The sequence below is a fragment of the Streptomyces sp. CB02261 genome (assembly GCF_001905665.1).
Classification (GTDB): Bacteria; Actinomycetota; Actinomycetes; order Streptomycetales; family Streptomycetaceae; genus Streptomyces.
On sequence record NZ_LIVX01000001.1, the window covers coordinates 555,109 to 572,067 of the forward strand.

17 protein-coding genes and 1 riboswitch are annotated in these 16,959 nt (G+C 73.9%); of the genes, 10 read left to right on the plus strand and 7 right to left on the minus strand.

Features of this window, described 5'->3' with window-relative positions; all coding sequences use genetic code 11:
- Positions 1–91 precede the first annotated feature (91 nt).
- Positions 92–949: a DUF5336 domain-containing protein gene (locus tag AMK29_RS02485; protein WP_073806939.1), complete on the plus strand. Its 858-nt coding sequence runs from the start codon at positions 92–94 to the stop codon at positions 947–949.
- 127 nt (positions 950–1,076) lie between these two features.
- Positions 1,077–2,087: an LLM class F420-dependent oxidoreductase gene (locus AMK29_RS02490; protein WP_073806940.1), complete on the plus strand. Its 1,011-nt coding sequence runs from the start codon at positions 1,077–1,079 to the stop codon at positions 2,085–2,087.
- 54 nt (positions 2,088–2,141) lie between these two features.
- Here AMK29_RS02490 and AMK29_RS02495 read toward each other — a convergent pair whose 3' ends face one another.
- Positions 2,142–2,687, minus strand: coding sequence for a hypothetical protein (locus tag AMK29_RS02495; protein WP_073806941.1), 546 nt, complete (start codon positions 2,685–2,687; stop codon positions 2,142–2,144).
- A 110-nt stretch (positions 2,688–2,797) separates the two neighbouring features.
- Here AMK29_RS02495 and AMK29_RS02500 point away from each other — a divergent pair, with 110 nt between their 5' ends.
- Entirely contained in the window at positions 2,798–3,091 is a 294-nt protein-coding gene (locus AMK29_RS02500; protein ID WP_073806942.1) for a hypothetical protein, read from the plus strand.
- A 21-nt stretch (positions 3,092–3,112) separates the two neighbouring features.
- Here the strand turns inward: AMK29_RS02500 and AMK29_RS02505 are convergent, their stop codons facing one another.
- The 3 genes from AMK29_RS02505 to AMK29_RS02515 form a co-directional block, all read right to left on the minus strand.
- Positions 3,113–4,189 (minus strand): prenyltransferase, encoded by a 1,077-nt coding sequence (locus AMK29_RS02505; protein WP_073806943.1) that lies wholly within the window; start codon positions 4,187–4,189, stop codon positions 3,113–3,115.
- Positions 4,186–4,920: a class I SAM-dependent methyltransferase gene (locus AMK29_RS02510; protein WP_073806944.1), complete on the minus strand. Its 735-nt coding sequence runs from the start codon at positions 4,918–4,920 to the stop codon at positions 4,186–4,188. The genes AMK29_RS02505 and AMK29_RS02510 overlap by 4 nt, the downstream gene beginning before the upstream one ends.
- Positions 4,921–4,984: 64 nt before the next feature.
- Complete coding sequence (locus AMK29_RS02515; RefSeq protein ID WP_073806945.1) at positions 4,985–6,328, minus strand: glycosyltransferase family 4 protein; 1,344 nt, start codon at positions 6,326–6,328, stop codon at positions 4,985–4,987.
- 262 nt (positions 6,329–6,590) lie between these two features.
- Between AMK29_RS02515 and AMK29_RS02520 the strand changes: the two genes are divergently transcribed.
- Positions 6,591–7,226 carry a TetR family transcriptional regulator gene (locus tag AMK29_RS02520; RefSeq protein ID WP_073806946.1) on the plus strand — a complete coding sequence of 212 codons (636 nt, stop codon included), beginning with the start codon at positions 6,591–6,593 and terminating at the stop codon, positions 7,224–7,226.
- Between the two features lie 85 nt (positions 7,227–7,311).
- On the opposite strand, the gene AMK29_RS02525 is transcribed toward AMK29_RS02520, so the two are convergent.
- The 3 genes from AMK29_RS02525 to AMK29_RS02535 form a co-directional block, all read right to left on the minus strand.
- Entirely contained in the window at positions 7,312–7,833 is a 522-nt protein-coding gene (locus tag AMK29_RS02525) for a hypothetical protein (RefSeq protein ID WP_241845070.1), read from the minus strand.
- A 105-nt stretch (positions 7,834–7,938) separates the two neighbouring features.
- Positions 7,939–8,172 carry a ferredoxin gene (locus tag AMK29_RS02530; protein WP_073806948.1) on the minus strand — a complete coding sequence of 78 codons (234 nt, stop codon included), beginning with the start codon at positions 8,170–8,172 and terminating at the stop codon, positions 7,939–7,941.
- On the minus strand, positions 8,172–9,632 hold the full coding sequence (locus AMK29_RS02535) for an aldehyde dehydrogenase (protein WP_073806949.1): 1,461 nt from the start codon (positions 9,630–9,632) through the stop codon (positions 8,172–8,174). The genes AMK29_RS02530 and AMK29_RS02535 overlap by 1 nt, the downstream gene beginning before the upstream one ends.
- A gap of 245 nt (positions 9,633–9,877) precedes the next feature.
- Between AMK29_RS02535 and AMK29_RS02540 the strand changes: the two genes are divergently transcribed.
- The 6 genes from AMK29_RS02540 to AMK29_RS02565 all read left to right on the plus strand — a co-directional run bounded on the left by AMK29_RS02540 (position 9,878) and on the right by AMK29_RS02565 (position 16,911).
- A complete protein-coding gene (locus tag AMK29_RS02540) occupies positions 9,878–10,942 on the plus strand; it encodes an MBL fold metallo-hydrolase (protein WP_073806950.1) in 1,065 nt (354 codons plus the stop codon).
- A gap of 96 nt (positions 10,943–11,038) precedes the next feature.
- Positions 11,039–11,114: riboswitch (cobalamin riboswitch) on the plus strand.
- Between the two features lie 95 nt (positions 11,115–11,209).
- The gene (locus tag AMK29_RS02545) at positions 11,210–12,463 is read left to right on the plus strand and encodes a prenyltransferase/squalene oxidase repeat-containing protein (RefSeq protein ID WP_073806951.1); all 1,254 of its coding nucleotides are present in this window, start codon (positions 11,210–11,212) and stop codon (positions 12,461–12,463) included.
- 14 nt (positions 12,464–12,477) lie between these two features.
- Entirely contained in the window at positions 12,478–13,146 is a 669-nt protein-coding gene (locus tag AMK29_RS02550) for an SCO2322 family protein (RefSeq protein ID WP_241845072.1), read from the plus strand.
- Positions 13,143–14,258, plus strand: a complete 1,116-nt coding sequence (locus AMK29_RS02555; RefSeq protein WP_073806953.1) for an energy-coupling factor transporter transmembrane component T — start codon at positions 13,143–13,145, stop codon at positions 14,256–14,258. Before AMK29_RS02550 ends, AMK29_RS02555 begins: the two co-directional genes overlap by 4 nt.
- A complete protein-coding gene (locus AMK29_RS02560; RefSeq protein ID WP_073806954.1) occupies positions 14,255–16,030 on the plus strand; it encodes an ABC transporter ATP-binding protein in 1,776 nt (591 codons plus the stop codon). The genes AMK29_RS02555 and AMK29_RS02560 overlap by 4 nt, the downstream gene beginning before the upstream one ends.
- On the plus strand, positions 16,027–16,911 hold the full coding sequence (locus tag AMK29_RS02565) for an ECF transporter S component (RefSeq protein WP_073806955.1): 885 nt from the start codon (positions 16,027–16,029) through the stop codon (positions 16,909–16,911). The genes AMK29_RS02560 and AMK29_RS02565 overlap by 4 nt, the downstream gene beginning before the upstream one ends.
- Positions 16,912–16,959 lie beyond the last annotated feature (48 nt).

Genomic DNA, 16,959 nt, shown 5'->3' on the forward strand with positions numbered 1-16,959 from the left:
GATTCGCTCCGTACGATGGGGCCGCCCCCGTGCCCGGCCCCCCGAGTGCCACCCGACGCGACGACCGACGACCCGACGAAGGACTTCTTACGTGAATATCCGCTCCCTCACCCGAGGCGATGGCGTGCTGATCGGTGCAGCGGTGGTGCTGTTCATCGCCTCGTTCCTCGGCATCTCCGGCTGCGACGGCCCCGAGGCGATCTGCGAGCAGTTCGACAGCCCGAACAGCTGGGAGGCGTCGCCGCTCGGCTGGGGCTCCTTCTTCCTCGGCATCGCCGGTGCCGCGCTCGTCGTCCTCTCCCGCGCCCTCCCGCAGCCGCGCAAGGTGGCCGGTCTGGAGCTCGGTCAGGTCGGCGCGGCGTTCACCATCGCCTCCGCGTGGACCCTGCTCATGTGGATCTTCGAGTCGCAGAGCGCCGGCGCGGGTCTGATCCTCGGCCTCATCGCCTCCCTGGTCCTGGCCGGTGCCGCCGTCGCCGCTCCGCTGGTCCCCGCCCTCAAGGCCCCGCTCGTCGGCGCGCCGCGCCCGCAGACCCCGCAGCCGTACGGCATGCAGCCGGGCCAGCCCGGCCCGCAGGGCGTCCCTGGCGGCTACGGCTACCCGGGCGCGCAGCACCCGCAGTACGGCGGGCAGCAGGACCCGTCGCACGGTGCGGGCCAGCCGTTCGGCGCGCAGGCCGGCGCCCCGCAGCCGCAGGCCCCGCACCAGCCGGAGCCGCAGGCCCAGGCCGCGCAGGCGCAGCCGGCCTCGGACTTCGCGCCGTTCTGGTTCGCCGTCCCGGTCGCCCGTCAGCTGTACGCGGAGGACGGCTCGCAGGCGCCGATCGCCGAGCTGGCTCCGGGCACCTGGTACCTGGCGGTCGAGCAGCGCGGTGCCGCCCTGGTGGCGCAGACGCAGGACGGCCGTCGTGGTGTCCTCCAGGACACGACGGGCATCCAGCGCGGCTAGCACCGCCCGCCCCCGTACGGCGCTTCTTCGCACGGCCCCCCGCCCGGAATCCCTTCCGAGCGGGGGGCCGTTGCCGTACAGTCCCCCGCATCGCGTTGGCTGACGTATCGTCAGAAAGGATGCGGGCATGCGGCTCGGACTCGCCCTCGGCTACTGGGGCCGCGGCCCCTCCCCCGCCCATCTCGACCTCGCGCGCGAGGCGGAGCGGCTCGGCTACGACTCCGTGTGGACGGCCGAGGCCTGGGGCTCCGACGCCTTCACCGCGCTGACCTGGATCGCAGCCCACACCAGCCGCGTCAGGCTGGGCACCGCCGTCGCCCAGATGGCCGCCCGCGCGCCCACCACGACCGCCATGCACGCGCTCACGCTCGACCACCTCTCCGGCGGGCGGGTGCTCCTCGGACTCGGCCTGTCGGGGCCGCAGGTCGTCGAGGGCTGGTACGGGCGCCCCTTCCCCCGCTCCCCGCTGACCGCGACCCGCGAGTACGTGGACGTGGTCCGCCAGGTCCTGCGCCGCGAGGCCCCGGTCCGGCTCGACGGCCGCCACCACTCCCACCCGTACACCGGGGCGGACGGCACCGGCCTCGGCAAGGCGCTCAAGCCCATCACCCACCCGCTCCGGTCCGACGTCCCCGTCCTGCTCGGCGCCGAGGGCCCGAGGAACATCGCGCAGACGCTCACGATCGCCGACGGCTGGCTGCCGCTGTACTGGACGCCGGACCGCTGGGCCGAGGTGTACGCGCTGCCCGAGCGGCTCCCCGAGGGCTTCCTGGTCGCCCCCATGGTCCGCGCCCAGGTCTGTCAGGACGTGGCGGCCGGACTGCTCCCGGTCAAGGCGATGCTCGGGTTCTACATCGGCGGCATGGGCCACACCTCCCGCAACTTCCACGCGGACCTGATGGGACGGATGGGGTACGGGAAGGAGGCGGGGCGCGTCCAGGAGCTGTTCGCGGCCGGGCGGCGCGAGGAGGCCGTGCTCGCGGTGCCGGACGCCTTCGCGGACGAGATCTCGCTCGTCGGCCCCCGGGAGCGGATCGCCGGACGTCTGGAGGCGTGGCGGCGGGGCCCGGTGACGGACCTCCTGGTCACCTCACCGGACCCCGCCACGCTCCGGCTGCTCGCGGAGCTGAACTCCTGAGGGAAGCGGCCGGCCGGTAGCCGTCCGCCGGGCCGGGGCGCCGGACTCCTCCCGTCAGCAGCCCAGTTGGGACGTGCTCGGCACCTTCTCGACGACCTCGGCGCCGGCGCTCTTCCCCGCGTCCTTGACGCTGTTGATGATGCCCTCGAAGGCGCCGACGTCCGCCGCGCCCGCCTCGCCCTTGCGCAGCTTCGTGCCGAGGTCCTTGAGTGATTCGACGCCTGCCGTGAGGGGCGCGACCGCCTTCGAGAGCAGCGGGTCGCCCTTGGCGTTGTTCAGTGCCGCCTTCAGCCGGTTGTACGTGAACGCGCCCGCCAGGCCCGCCTTCACCAGGGCGAAGGTCCGCCCGTCCGCGCCCTTCTGGAACTTCCCGGCCCGGTACGGCTTCACGATCCACTGGTACGTGGCGCCCGCGGCCAGACCGGCGTTGGCCACGAACCGGGTCTTGGCGAGCTTCTGCTGCTCGAAGGTGCTCGTACTCGACGGGGTCGCGGCGCCGCCCGCGCTCTGCGCGTCGTCGCCACCGCAGCCTGCGGTGGTCAGGAGCAGAGCGCAGGACAGCAGCAGCGCCACGACTCCACGCGAAACACTTCTGGGCACGGCGGGACCTCCCTGGGGTGATGGCGCCAGCCTCACCCGGGGCCCGTGGCGCCGCCACCGGGGCGACTCCGTACGGGTTTCGAAAGACGACACGCGGCAACGCGAGGCGTATGACTTCCGGACGGAGCAACACCACGCAAGCGGCGAGGGTGATCAGCGTCCTCGCCGATGTCCTGGCCGCGATCATCATTCTCTGGATCCTGATGTACCTGCTGGGCGCCAACCGGGGCAACGGCCTGGTGGAGTTCGTCCAGGACGCCGCCCGCTGGCTGGCGGGCTGGTCGCACGACCTGTTCACCTTCGACGAGGCCTGGGCGCGGGTGGTGGCGGGTTACGGCCTCGCCGCCGTCGTGTACCTCGTCATCGGGCACATGGTGGCGGGACGGCTGCTGCGCCGCCACTGAGGGCCCGGCCGGCCCCCGGGGTCACCCGCAGCAGTCCGGTTCGAGGCCCCTCGGCAGTCGTTCGCCCCCGAAGACCGCCCCGGTCGCCTCGTCGCCGCCCAGCGCGGCCACGGCGAGGAGCAGCGAGCCGGCCGTCCAGGCGGTGAGCTCCTCGGGCCACACGGCCCGGTCGCCCTCGAAGACGTACCCCGTCCAGTACATGCCGTTCCCGGCGCGCAGGTGCTGGATGGACTGGAGGATCTCCAGGGCCCGGTCGGACTCCCCCATCACCCACAGGGCGAGGGCGAGTTCGCAGCTCTCGCCGCCGGTGACCCACGGGTTGGGCAGGACGCAGCGCACGCCGAGCCCGGGGACGACGAAGGCGTCCCAGTCGGCGTCGATGCGGGCCTGCGCCTCGGGGCCCGTGACGGCGCCGCCGAGGACGGGGTAGTACCAGTCCATCGAGTAGCGGGACTTGTCGAGGAAGCGCTCGGGGTGGCGGCGGATCGCGTGGCCGAGCGCCCCGGCCGCCAGCTCCCAGTCGGGCTGCGGCTCCTCACGGGCCTCGGCGATGGCGAGGGCGCAGCGGAGCGCCTGGTGGATGGAGGAACTGCCGGTCAGGAGCGCGTCGGTGACGGGGGTGCCGTCGGCCTCGCGCTTCCAGCCGATCTGGCCGCCAGGCTGCTGGAGCCCGAGGACGAACTCGACGGCGGCGTAGACGACGGGCCACATCCGGTCGAGGAAGGCGTCGTCGCCGGTCGACAGGTGGTGGTGCCAGACGCCGACGGCGACGTACGCGGTGAAGTTCGACTCCCGGCCGTGGTCGGTGACCCGGCCGTGGTCGCCGTCGTGGTAGGCCGCGTACCAGGAGCCGTCGCTGTTCTGGTGCCGGGCGAGCCACTCGTAGGCGCGGGCGGCGGCGGCGTGCTCGCCGGCCGCGTCCAGGGCCATGGCGGCCTCGGTGTGGTCCCACGGGTCGAGGTGGTGGCCCCGGAACCACGGTATGGCGCCGTCCTCGCGCTGCACGGCGAGTATCCCGGCGACGGTCTCGGCTGCCTGCTCGGCGGTGAGGACCCCGGGCAGGACGAGGTGCTCCGCGATCCGCTCGGGAGACGTCACTTGGCGTCGGCCTTCGGGAGGTGGGGCTTGGTCGCGTACGCCACGAAGCTCTTGCCGACGACGGGGTTGAGCAGCTGCTCGGCGACCCGGGTCAGGGCGGGCTTCTTCATGATGTCCCAGACCAGGAGCTTGTGGTAGGCGCGGACCGGCAGCGCCTTGTCGTTGTCGACGCCGAAGGCGCACTTCAGCCACCAGTACGGCGAGTGCAGCGCGTGCGCGTGGTGGGTGCCGTACGGCTTGAGGCCGGCCTGCCGGATCTTGGCGAGGAGTTCGTCGGCCTTGTAGATGCGGATGTGGCCGCCCTCGACCTCGTGGTACGCGTCGGAGAGCGCCCAGCAGACCTTCTCGGGGCCGTAGCGGGGCACGGTGACGGCGATGCGCCCGCCCGGCTTGAGGACGCGGACCATCTCGGCGAGGACGCCCTTGTCGTCCGGGATGTGCTCCATGACCTCGGAGACGATGACGACGTCGAAGGACTCGTCGGGGAAGGGCAGGTTGAGGGCGTCGCCCTCCATCGCGGTGGCGGTCGCGCCCGCCGGGGCCTCCCCGGCCTCCTTCATCGCCGCGAACCACTTGGCGACCTCGCGGATCTCCTCGGCGTTCTGGTCGAGGGCCACGACCTGGGCGCCGCGCCGGTAGCACTCGAAGGCGTGCCGACCCGCACCGCAGCCCAGATCGAGCACACGGTCGCCGGGGGCGAGCGGGAAGCGGGTGAAGTCGACGGTCAGCACGGGGTCGTCCTGCTTTCGCGGTTGAAGAGGTGGGGTGGGCAGTCGGTCCGCGAGGCGGTGGGGGTCACCGGGCGCCTCCGCGCACCGCGGCGCCCTGCGCCGCGATCGCCTCGCGGTACAGCTCGGCCGTGCCCTGCGCGGCACGCGCCCACGTGAACCGCTCCAGGACCCGTGCGCGGCCGGCCGCGCCCAGCCGCGCCCGCAGCCCCGCGTCTCCCAGGACCCGTCCGAGCGCCGCGGCCAGGGCTCCCGCGTCGCCCGGCGGCACCGCGAGGCAGGTCTCGCCGTCGGGCCCCGCGACCTCCGGGATCGCGCCCCCGGTCGTCGCGACGAGCGGCGTGCCGGTGGCCATGGCCTCGGCGGCCGGCAGCGAGAACCCCTCGTAGAGCGAGGGCACGCAGGAGACCTGGGCGGAGCGGACCAGGTCGACGAGCTCGGCGTCGCTGATGCCCTTGACGAACTCGACGGCCCCGTCGAGCCCGTACCGCTCGATGGCCTGGGCGACCGGCCCGTCCTCGGCGCGCTTGCCGACGACGACGAGGTGGGCGTCGGGGTTCTCGGTGCGAAGCTTGGCGAGCGCCTCGACGAGGTGGATGAGCCCCTTGAGGGGGACGTCGGCGCTGGAGGTGGTGACGATCCGGCCGGGGACCTCGGCGACGGACGCGTCGGGGGACCACAGGTCGGTGTCGGCGCCGATGTGGACGACCTCGATGCGGTCCTCGCGGACGCCGAGGTGGTCGACGATCTCCTGGCGTGAGGTGCCGGAGACGGTGAGCACGGACGGCAGGCGCCGGGCGACGCGCTTCTGCATGCCGGTGAAGGCGTACCAGCGGCGGACGGAGGCGCGGCGCTTCCAGTCGGCGGCGGCGTCGAGTTCGAGCTGCCGGTCGACGGTGATGGGGTGGTGGATCGTGGTGACGAGCGGGGCGCCGAGGGCGCGCGGGCCGCCGAGGAGCCCGTACCCGAGGGTCTGGTTGTCGTGGACGACGTCGAAGTCGCCGCGGCGGGCGGCGAGCATGCGCCGGGCCCGCAGGGAGAAGGTGAGCGGCTCGGGGAAGCCGCCGGTCCACATGGTGGCGACTTCCAGGGCGTCGATCCAGTCCCGGTACTCCTCGCGCTTCGGGGTCCGGAAGGGGTCCGGCGAGCGGTAGAGGTCGAGGCTGGCGATCTCGGTGAGCGTGAGCCCCCTCAGGTCCTCGCCCTCGTCGAGTACGGGGTACGGCTGGGAGCCGATGACCTCGACGCTGTGGCCGAGGCGGGCGAGTTCGCGGGAGAGGTGCCGGACGTAGACGCCCTGCCCTCCGCAGAAGGGGTTTCCCTTGTACGTGAGGAGAGCGATCCGCAACGGGACGTCACCGGCCGCGGTGACGCCCTGCCGGGGGCCTGCCTCTATGGCCTCCGCGGTCATGCGCGACCCCCTTCGAGCGTGCGTTTCGCGCGAGCGTAACCGCTGGCGCTAATCTAGAACAAGTTACAGACTTGAACGGTCGCCTGATCGTTCGCCTGGCTTTCCCGGCCTCCCCCGGCCCTTCGGGGAGGACCACGAGGAGGAGTCAGGGAGGACAGAATCTACCGGCAGGTAGCTCCGTGGTGAGATCCGGAACAGGTGATTCACACCACGGCCCCCTCACCGCCATACTGACGCTCCCCACCGCACGGAACGGGACCTCATGACCGCAGACGACAGAGCGGACCACAGACCCGCGTCGCCGCCCCTCACGGAACGCCAGGAGGCGCGCCGCCGCCGCATCCTGAACGCCAGCGCCCAGCTCGCGGCGCGGGGCGGCTTCGACGCCGTGCAGATGCGGGAGGTCGCGGAGGCGGCCGGGGTGGCCCTGGGGACGCTGTACCGCTACTTCCCGTCCAAGATCCACCTGCTGGTCGCGACGATGCAGGACCAGCTCCAGCACATGCACACCACCCTGCGGAAGCATCCGCCCGCCGGCGCCGACCCGGCGGAGCGGGTCGCGGAGACCCTGATGCGGGCGTTCCGCGCGCTCCAGCGCGAGCCGCAGCTCGCCGACGCGATGGTGCGGGCCCTGACGTTCGCGGACCGTGGGGTGAGCTCCGAGGTCGACACCGTCTCGCGGCTGACGACGGCGATCATCCTGGACGCGATGGGGGCCGAGCACCCGACCCCCGCGCAGCTGTCGGCGGTCCGGGTGATCGAGCACACCTGGCACTCGGCGCTCATCACCTGGCTGTCCGGGCGTGCCTCGATCGCACAGGTGAAGCTCGACATCGAGACGGTCTGCCGGCTGATCGAGCTGACGGCGCCCCCCGCGTCGGCGGAAGCGGGGCGCTGAGGACGTCCGTCCGCGCCCCCGCCGCCGGTGGGGGCGGGGGTGCGGACGGGGCCGGGTCAGGGCTGCTTGTTCTTCGCGTTTCGGATCAGGGCTGCTTGTTCTTCGCGTTGTCGGCGGCGATGGCCGCGGCGCACTCCGCTCCGTTGTCGACGGCGACGAACATGACCAGCTTCAGCGGGCCCTGGGAGTGGTTGCTGGCCTGGAGCTGCCAGCTGCCCTTCGACAGGGACTTGATGACGGAGCCGTTGATCTCGTTGCTCCGCCCCTCCTTCCAGCCGCCGCCGGTCAGGGTCGTGACCGTGCCGTCGTAGGACTTCTTCGGGTCCGCGGCCTTCTCGGCGTCGGCCGTCCAGCTGACCATGCAGTTCTTCAGCTCGGCCGGCACCTGCTCGCCCGAGGCGTCCTGCGTGAAGCCGGCGCCCGTCGCCGCGTCGGTGAGCTCCTTGGTGACGGCGGCCGCGTCGATCTTCTCGTCGCTCGAACCACCCGAGCCCGCACCGCCCGTGACGGTCGAGCCCGCCGAGGACGAGCCGCCCTTCTCCGAGCCGCCCTCGCCGCCACAGCCCGCGACCAGCAGCATCACACCGGCGGCCACGGCCACACTCATCGCCTTGCGCACAGTTCTCCCACATCGGCACGCACGAAGGCCTGTTGCCCCCGCTGACAGGGTGCCAGTTTTGCACGTGGGAACGACGGCGCGGGCCGGGACCCGCTACTCCTCGGGTGGGAACACCGGCTCGCCTCCGTCCGCGAGGGTGATCAGGATCGCCTCCACCGGACAGCCCTCCGCCGCCGCGAGCAGGGGTTCACCGGCGTCGGTCTCCGGGGCGACGGGGTGGGACTGGCGGGCCGTGTCGAGGCGGAAGCCGTCCGGGGCGTGGTTCACGCACATGCCGGAGCCGATGCAGACGCCCCGGTCGACCTCCACGTGCCAGCGGTCCCCCATCAGTGGGTCCCGTGCCCGGCCGGGAGGTGGATCATCTTGTGCTCCAGGTACTCGCCGAAGCCCTCCGGGCCGAACTCGCGCCCCAGGCCCGAGTTCTTGTAGCCGCCGAAGGGGCCGAGCATGTCCAGGCTGAAGGTGTTGACGTTGAAGGTGCCGGTGCGGACTTCGCGGGCGAAGTCGATGCCGCGCTCGACGTCCGCGGTCCAGACGCTGCCGCTGAGTCCGAAGTCGGAGTCGTTCGCGATCCTGAGGGCCTCGGCCTCGTCCCCGTACGGCAGGAGGCAGATGACCGGGCCGAAGATCTCCTCGCGGGCGATCCGCATGGAGTTGTCGACGCCGCCGAAGAGCGTCGGCTCGACGTACCAGCCGCGGTCCAGCCCGGCCGGGCGTCCGCCGCCCGCCAGGACCTTGGCGCCCTCCCGCTGGCCGATGCCGATGTAGTCGAGGGAGCGCTGCCGCTGACGGCGGGCGACGAGCGGACCGACCTGGGTGGCGGGGTCGAGCGGGTCGCCGACGACGAGCGCCCCGGCCGCCTCGGCGAAGGCCTCGGCGATCTCCTCGTACCGGGAGCGGGGGGCGAGGATGCGGGTCTGGGCCACGCACGCCTGGCCGTTGTTCATCCAGGCCGCGGGGACGATCCCGGCGACGGCCGTCGCCGGGTCCGCGTCGGGCAGGATCACCGCGGCCGACTTCCCGCCGAGTTCGAGGGTGACGCGGGTGAGGTTGCGGGACGCGACCTCCATGACCCGCCTGCCCGCGGCGACCGAACCGGTGAAGGAGACCTTGTCGACGCCGGGGTGGCCGACGAGGTACTCGCTGACCTCCCTGTCGGCGGGCAGGATGCTGAGCACGCCCTCGGGCAGTCCGGCCTCGGTGGCGATGTCGGCGAGGATGTACGAGTCGAGCGGCGCCTCGGGCGAGGGCTTGAGGACCACCGTGCAGCCGGCGAGCAGCGCGGGCCCCAGCTTGGCGGCGGCGGTGAACTGCGGCACGTTCCACGGCACGACGGCCGCGACCACCCCGACCGGCTCGCGGCGGACGAGCAGCGGCCCGAGGACGCCACCGCGCCGCTCCTCGTACACGAAGTCGCGGGCGACGGTGATCGCCGCGTCCCAGACCATCATCGCGCCGAGCGCCTGGGCGAGGACGGACCAGGAGTACGGGGAGCCGTTCTGGGAGCTGATGGAGCGCGCGATCTCCTCGTGGCGGACGGCGATCCCGTCCTTGACACGACCGACGACGGCGATCCGCTCCTCGACCGTCATCCGGGGCCAGGGCCCTTCGTCGAAGGCCCGGCGGGCGGCGGCCACGGCCCGGTCGACGTCGGCGGCGGAGGCGTGCGGGACGCGCCCGATGACCTCCTCGGTGTGCGGGGAGACGACCTCGATGACGTCCTCGCCGAGCGGGTCGGTCAACTCCCCGCCGATGAACAGCTTTCGGTGCTCCACAAGCTCGGTCATGACGGCCCGCCTTCTGAGGAGAGGGGATTGCCTGACGATGCCTCAGAACTGATACCAGTTCTAGTTGGAGGGGGCAATGGCCCCGGCGGCCACGTCCCGGGCGCACACGCGGGGCCGTCACCCCGCGAGGCCCGGGGGCGGCGGAGGCGATACGGCGCAGATCTCTGACGCGACGTCAGTTCTCGTTATGATGGGCGACGGTCGAGCACGCCCCGGTACCGCCGTGGAGAGACGAGGACCCGCCCATGACCCAGGTGACCGAGCACGGCGGAGGCGTCTGGTCGCTCCGGGTGCCCATCCCCGACAACCCGCTCGGCCACACCCTGGTCCACGTCCTCGACACCGACCGCGGCCCGGTCCTCGTCGACACCGGCTGGGACGACCCCGCGTCCTGGGCCGAACTCACCTCCGGGCTGCGGGCACTGGACCTCGACGTGTCGGACGTCCACGGGGTCGTCATCACCCACCACCACCCCGACCACCACGGCCTCTCCGGCCGGGTCCGCGAGGAGTCCGGGGCCTGGATCGCCATGCACGCCGCCGACACCGCCGTCGTCCGCCGCACCCGCGCGTCCGAACCCGGCACCTGGCTCGACTACCTGGCCCGGAAGCTCGCCGCCGCCGGCGCCCCGGAGGGCCACATCGCCCCGCTGCGGGCCGCCCGGACCTCCGGGCGCCCGGACACCCTGCCCGGTCTGCGCTCCGCGATCCCCGACCGCGAGATCGTCCCCGGCGAGCTGCTCGACCTGGCCGGACGCCGGCTGCGCGCGATCTGGACCCCGGGCCACACTCCCGGCCACGTCTGCCTCCACCTGGAGGAGGAGCACCCCTCCCGGCTCCCCGGCCACGGCCGGCTCTTCTCCGGCGACCATCTGCTACCCGGGATCTCCCCGCACATCGGGCTGTACGAGGACACCGACGACTCCCCCGAGCTCTCCGCTCCGTACGAGGTCCCCCCTGGCGACCCCCTCGGCGACTACCTCGGCTCCCTCGAACGCGTCGGCCGCCTCGGCGTCGCCGAGGTCCTCCCCGCCCACCAGCACGCCTTCACCGACGCCGCCGGCCGGGTCCGGGAACTGCTCGACCACCACGAGGACCGCCTCACCGGACTCCTCGGACTCCTCGCCGCCCCGCTCACCCCCTGGCAGCTCGCCGAGCGGATGGAGTGGAACCGCCCCTGGCGGGACATCCCCTACGGATCCCGGAACATCGCCGTCAGCGAGGCCGAGGCCCACGTCCGCCGCCTGGTGAAGCTGGGCCGCGCGGAGCCGGTGGCGGGCACGGACCCGGTGGAGTACGTGGCCGTGTGAGGGGCGCCCGGCCGCGGGTGTGAGCCGCCTCGCACCCCCCGGGGGCGGGACCCTACGGGCCGGTAGAGTGGGGCCGTCGTCATCATGCCCGTACGGGGGGAAGCCGGTGCGAATCCGGCACTGACCCGCAACCGTGAGCCGTCTCCCCGGAGGCCGGCGAGTCGGAATGCCCCGCCCGGGACGTGACCGCCGGCACCGTCGAGGAATACGGAGCCGGAGCCTGGTGCCCCTGAGGCGTGCCGGTGCCCGGCCGCAGGAGAGGCCCCCATGAACACCGTCCGCCGCGGCGCCGCCGCCATCGCCGCCGCCGCAGTCCTGCTCGGCTCCGGAGCAGCCGGGGCCGCGACCGCCGCGCCCTCGCCCTCCGCGTCGGCCGCCGCGATCCCGCCCGGCCTGTACGGCACGAAGGACCCGACGTACGACGGCGTCTGGCGGCAGTCGCTCGCCTTCCTCGCCCAGCGCTCCACCGGCTACCAGCCCGCCGACCGGTCCGTCGACTGGCTCCTGGGCCAGCAGTGCGAGGACGGTTCCTTCAGCTCGTACCGCGCGGACGTCACGAAGCCCTGCGACGCGAAGACGATGCGGGACACCAACGCGACCGCCGTCGCCGTGCAGGCACTCCGCGCCGTCCGCCGCCAGGCCGTCGACCCGCAGAAGATCGACCTGGCCGTGAAGGCCGCCTCCGACTGGCTGCGCACCGTGCAGAACAAGGACGGCGGCTGGGGATACGGCGCCGGCGGCGCCAGCGACGCCAACTCCACCTCGATCGTCATCGGCGCGATCGCCGCGACCGGTGTGAAGCCCGGCTCGTTCACCTCCGCCGAGGGCCGGACGCCCTACGACGCGCTCCTCTCCTTCGCCCTGCCCTGCTCGGACAAGGCCGGCGCCGGTGCCTTCGCGTACCAGCCGGACAAGGCCGGCACGCTGCTCGCGAACGCCGACGCCACCGCCGCCGCCACCCTCGCCGGGCTCGGCAAGAGCATCACCGCCACCAAGGCGTCCCCGGCGCAGCCGCCGGCCTGCGCGGACCTGTCGAAGCCGACGGTCGAGCGGGCCGCGCTCAACGGCGCCTCCTACCTGGCGAAGGCCCTCGCGAAGACGAGCCACCTGATGCTGCCGCCGATGCCGGGCGCCACCGACACGGCCGCGCAGCCCGACGTCGGCAACACCGCCGACGCCGTCGTCGCGCTCGCCGCGGCCGGCGCCGCGCAGGAGGCGAAGCCGGCCCTGGAGTGGCTGGAGAAGAACTCCGCCGCCTGGGCGAAGGAGGGCGGACCGGCGGCGTACGCGCAGCTGATCCTGGCCGCCCGCGCGACGGACACCGACCCGCGCGAGTTCGGCGCGGTGGACCTGGTCGAGCAGCTCAACGCCACCGGCCCGGCGCCGAAGACCCCCGACACCTCGGCCTCGTCCACCACGAGCGACGACGAGGGCCGCGGCTTCGACGTCTGGTGGATCATCGGCATCGGCATGGTCGTCGGCGTCGGCATCGGCTTCCTCGTGAGCGGCCGCAAGAAGTGAGAACCGCCAGCTCGGTGACCGCGCGGGCCGCGGGCGCCGCGGCCGGTGCGCTGCTCACCCTGACCGCGTTCGCGGCGGCTCCGGCGCAGGCGGCCGGCTACCGCTACTGGTCGTTCTGGGAGAGCGACGGCGGTTCGGCGTGGGCGTACGCCACACAGGGGCCGGCGACCGCCCGCCCCGCCGACGGTGACGCGATCGGCTTCCGGTTCGCGGTCAGCAACGGCACGGACGACACCTCCCTGCCCTCCGTCGCCCCCGACTTCGCGGAGATCTGCGGGGGCGTGGAGAAGAAGGACGGCACCAAGCGGATCGCGGTCGTCGTCGACTTCGGCGGCCCTGCGGACGCGCCGCCCGGCGAGACCCCGCCCGTGAAGCCGGTCGAGGTCGGCTGTGCGCAGGTCCGTGCGGACGCGACGGGCGCGGAGGCGCTCGCCACGGTGGTGAAGCCGCTGCGGTACGACGGCGCGGCCATGCTGTGTGGGATCGCGGGCTACCCGGCGCGGGGCTGCGGCGAGCAGGTCGCGGAGGCCCCCGCGGCGACCCCCGGGGCCGCGGAGAAGACCCCGGCGGCGTCGGGCGCGGGGAAGGAGGGCGGCGGCCCGTCCTTCGGCGTGCTCGCGGGCGGGGCCGCCGTGCTGGCCCTGGGCGGGGCGGCGATCTGGAAGGCCCGCCGCCGCGGATGAGTGCGGCCCGTAGCCTCAGCGTGTTCACGGCCCCCGAGGCGAGCCGGGCCAACGCCCTGCACGCGGGCGCGTGGTGGCTGTGGGCGCTCGGCCTGGCGGTCGCCGCCTCCCGTACCACCAACCCCCTGCTGCTCGGCCTGCTCGTCGGGGTCGCCGGATACGTCGTGGCGGCCCGGCGCACGGACGCGCCGTGGGCCCGTTCGTACGGCGCGTTCGTGAAGCTCGGCCTGTTCGTCGTCTTCCTGCGGGTCGTCTTCTCGCTGCTGCTCGGCTCCCCGATCCCGGGGACGTACGTCCTGTTCACGCTGCCCGAGGTGCCGCTGCCCGCGTGGGCGCAGGGGGTACGGATCGGGGGGCGGGTGACGGCCGAGCAACTGGTGTTCGCGGTGTACGACGGGGCCAAGCTGGCGACCCTGCTGATCTGTGTGGGCGCGGCGAACGCGCTCGCCAACCCGGCGCGGCTGCTGAAGTCGCTGCCGGGGGCGCTGTACGAGGCCGGGGTCGCGGTCGTCGTGGCGATGACCTTCGCGCCGAACATGGTCGCCGACGTGGTGCGGCTGCGGACCGCCCGGCGGCTGCGCGGCCGGCCCACCGGCGGCGTACGGGCGGTCCTCCAGATCGGTCTGCCGGTCCTGGAGGGCGCGCTGGAGCGGTCGATCGCCGTCGCGGCCTCGATGGACGCGCGCGGGTACGGCCGGACGGCCCGGGTCCCGGCGTCCGTACGGCGCACCACGAACGTGCTGACCCTGGGCGGGCTGCTCGGGATCTGCGCCGGTTCGTACGGGCTGCTCGCGGCGGAGGGCGCGGGGTACGGGCTGCCGCTGCTCGGCGTCGGGCTGCTCGCGGCCATGGCGGGGCTGCGGCTCGGCGGGCGCCGGACCGTCCGCACCCGCTACCGGCCGGACCGCTGGGGCCCGAGGGCCTGGCTGGTCGCCGGTTCGGGGACGGCGGTCGCCGTCCTGATGATCTGGGCGAACGCGTACGCACCGGAGGCGCTGCACCCGGGGGTGGTCCCCCTGGAGGCGCCGGAGCTCCCGCTCTGGCCCGCCGCGTCGATCCTGGTGGGGCTGCTGCCCGCGTTCGTCGCCCCTGTTCCCAAGGAGAACGCGTGATCCGCTTCGAGAACGTCTCGGTGAGATACGAGGGGGCGGACGAACAGCACGAGCCGACCCTGCGGGGCGTGGACCTCACCGTTCCCGAGGGCGAGCTGGTGCTGCTCGTCGGCCCCTCGGGCGTCGGCAAGTCGACCCTCCTGGGCGCGGTCTCCGGGCTCGTCCCGCACTTCACGGGCGGCACCCTGACGGGCCGGGTCACGGTCGACGGGCGGGACACCCGCACCCATCCGCCGCGCGAGCTGGCGGACCTGGTGGGGACGGTCGGCCAGGATCCGTCCGCGCACTTCGTCACGGACACGGTCGAGGACGAGCTGGCGTACGGGATGGAGTCCCTCGGTCTGCCGCCGGGCGTGATGCGGCGGCGGGTCGAGGAGACCCTCGACCTCCTCGGTCTGGCCGAACTCCGCGACCGTCCCATCGCCACGCTCTCGGGCGGCCAGCGCCAGCGGGTCGCGATCGGCTCCGTGCTCACCCCGCATCCCAAGGTCCTCGTCCTCGACGAGCCGACCTCCGCGCTGGACCCGTCGGCGGCGGAGGACGTCCTCGCGGTGCTCCAGCGCCTGGTCCACGACCTGGGTACGACGGTCCTCCTGGCGGAGCACCGGCTGGAGCGGGTGGTGCAGTACGCGGACCAGGTGCTGCTGCTGCCGGAGGGCGTGATGGGCTCCCCCGCCGAGATCATGGCCGTGTCCCCGGTGCATCCGCCGGTGGTGGGCCTGGGACGCCTCGCGGGGTGGAGCCCGCTGCCTCTCACCGTGCGCGACGCCCGCCGCAGGTCAGGCGAGCTGAAGGCGCGCCTTGAGGGGCGGGACCCCCGGGGGCTTCCTCCGCACCCCCTTCCCGCCGGGCCGGCGTCCGAGGACCGGGGGTCGGGGCGGGGCTCCGGTCACGGGGACGGGCGGCAGGGGCGGGGACCCGGTCACAGGGACGGGCGGCCGGGGCGGGAACCCGGTCACAGGGACGGGCGGGTCTCCCTGTTCACGCGGCGCCGCACCCGGCCCGAGCCCGAACCCTCCGCCTCCCCGCTCCTCCGCGTCACCGCGCTGGCGGTCCGCCGCGGCCGTGTCGAGGCCCTCCGGGCGGTCGACCTCCAGGTGCGGGCCGGCGAGACCGTGGCCCTGATGGGCCGCAACGGCGCCGGGAAGTCCACTCTCCTCTCCACCCTCGTGGGGATGATCGCCCCGACCTCCGGCACCGTCCGCGTCGCGGGCCGGGCCCCGCACGACACGGACCCGCGCGAGCTGATCCGTCACGTCGGCCTGGTCCCGCAGGAGCCGAGGGACCTGCTGTACGCGGACACCGTCGCCGCCGAGTGCGCCGCCGCCGACGCGGACGCGGGCGCGAGCCCCGGGACCTGCCGGACGCTGGTGTCGGAGCTGCTGCCCGGGGTGGCGGACGAGACGCACCCCCGTGACCTGTCCGAGGGGCAGCGGCTGGCGCTCGCGCTGGCCGTCGTCCTGACCGGCCGCCCGCCCCTGCTGCTGCTCGACGAGCCGACGCGCGGTCTGGACTACGCGGCGAAGGCCCGCCTGGTGGCCCGTCTCCGTACCCTCGCGGCGGACGGACACGCGATCGTCCTGGCCACGCACGACGTGGAGCTGGCGGCCGAACTGGCGCACCGGGTCGTGATCATCGCGGAGGGCGAGGTGGTCGCGGACGGTCCGACGGCCGAGGTCGTCGTCTCCTCGCCCGCGTTCTCGCCGCAGGTGGCGAAGATCCTCGCCCCGCAGCCGTGGCTCACGGTCGAGCAGGTCCAGGAGGCGCTGTGAGCGTACGGCCCGTACGCCTCAGACCACGGTCCGTGGCCGCGCTGCTCCTGGTCTCCGTGATCGGGCTGATCGCCATCTGCTGGCCCCTCTTCGCCGACGCCGGATCGGCGGTCACGACGCACGCCGCCGACGCCCCCTGGCTCTTCGCGGCGCTGCTGCCGCTGCTGATCGCGGTGGTCGTCGCCACGATCGCCGACTGCGGGATGGACGCGAAGGCCGTGGCGATGCTGGGGGTGCTCGCCGCCGTCGGCGCGGCCCTGCGGCCGCTGGGGGCCGGGACGGCCGGTCTGGAGCCGATGTTCTTCCTGATGGTGCTGAGCGGGCGGGTTCTCGGGCCGGGCTTCGGCTTCGTCCTCGGCTCGGTGACGATGTTCGCTTCGGCGCTGCTCACGGGCGGTGTGGGCCCGTGGATGCCGACGCAGATGCTCGCGATGGGCTGGTTCACGATGGGGGCCGGGCTCCTGCCGGGCCCGCAGCGGCTCCGGGGCCGGGCCGAGCTCCTGATGCTGTCCGCGTACGGCTTCGCGGCGGCGTTCGCGTACGGCACGGTCACCAACCTCTACGGCTGGGTGACGCTCGGTGGCGGGGGCGGCGGGGCCGGCGGGGACTCCGGCGGCATCTTCTTCGTGCCGGGCGATCCGGCGCCCGCGAACCTGGCCCGGTTCCTCGCCTTCCTGGTGGCGACCTCCCTCGGCTGGGACCTCGGCCGGGCCGTCCTGACCGTCGTCCTCACCCTCACGATCGGCGGCACGCTCCTGAAGGCGCTGCGGCGGGCCACGCGCCGGGCGAACTTCGAGGCCCAGGTCACATTCGAGGGTCCGGAGAGGCCCTCCCCGGGTGAGGCGCCCCACAGGACCTACGTCACGTACGAGCCGGAATAGTAGCCGGGAAGTACCCGTACAAAACGCCCATCGTGGGCGATGACCTGC

Bases quoted from the DNA above. Each gene is read 5' to 3' on its own strand.
- AMK29_RS02540 (WP_073806950.1), top strand. From the start codon at position 9,878: ATGACCCAGGTGACCGAGCACGGCGGAGGCGTCTGGTCGCTCCGGGTG.
- AMK29_RS02530 (WP_073806948.1), bottom strand. From the start codon at position 8,172: ATGGGGGACCGCTGGCACGTGGAGGTCGACCGGGGCGTCTGCATCGGC.
- AMK29_RS02500 (WP_073806942.1), top strand. From the start codon at position 2,798: ATGACTTCCGGACGGAGCAACACCACGCAAGCGGCGAGGGTGATCAGC.
- AMK29_RS02555 (WP_073806953.1), top strand. From the start codon at position 13,143: ATGAGTGCGGCCCGTAGCCTCAGCGTGTTCACGGCCCCCGAGGCGAGC.
- AMK29_RS02515 (WP_073806945.1), bottom strand. From the start codon at position 6,328: ATGACCGCGGAGGCCATAGAGGCAGGCCCCCGGCAGGGCGTCACCGCG.
- AMK29_RS02525 (WP_241845070.1), bottom strand. From the start codon at position 7,833: ATGAGTGTGGCCGTGGCCGCCGGTGTGATGCTGCTGGTCGCGGGCTGT.
- AMK29_RS02490 (WP_073806940.1), top strand. From the start codon at position 1,077: ATGCGGCTCGGACTCGCCCTCGGCTACTGGGGCCGCGGCCCCTCCCCC.
- AMK29_RS02545 (WP_073806951.1), top strand. From the start codon at position 11,210: ATGAACACCGTCCGCCGCGGCGCCGCCGCCATCGCCGCCGCCGCAGTC.
- AMK29_RS02535 (WP_073806949.1), bottom strand. From the start codon at position 9,632: ATGACCGAGCTTGTGGAGCACCGAAAGCTGTTCATCGGCGGGGAGTTG.
- AMK29_RS02520 (WP_073806946.1), top strand. From the start codon at position 6,591: ATGACCGCAGACGACAGAGCGGACCACAGACCCGCGTCGCCGCCCCTC.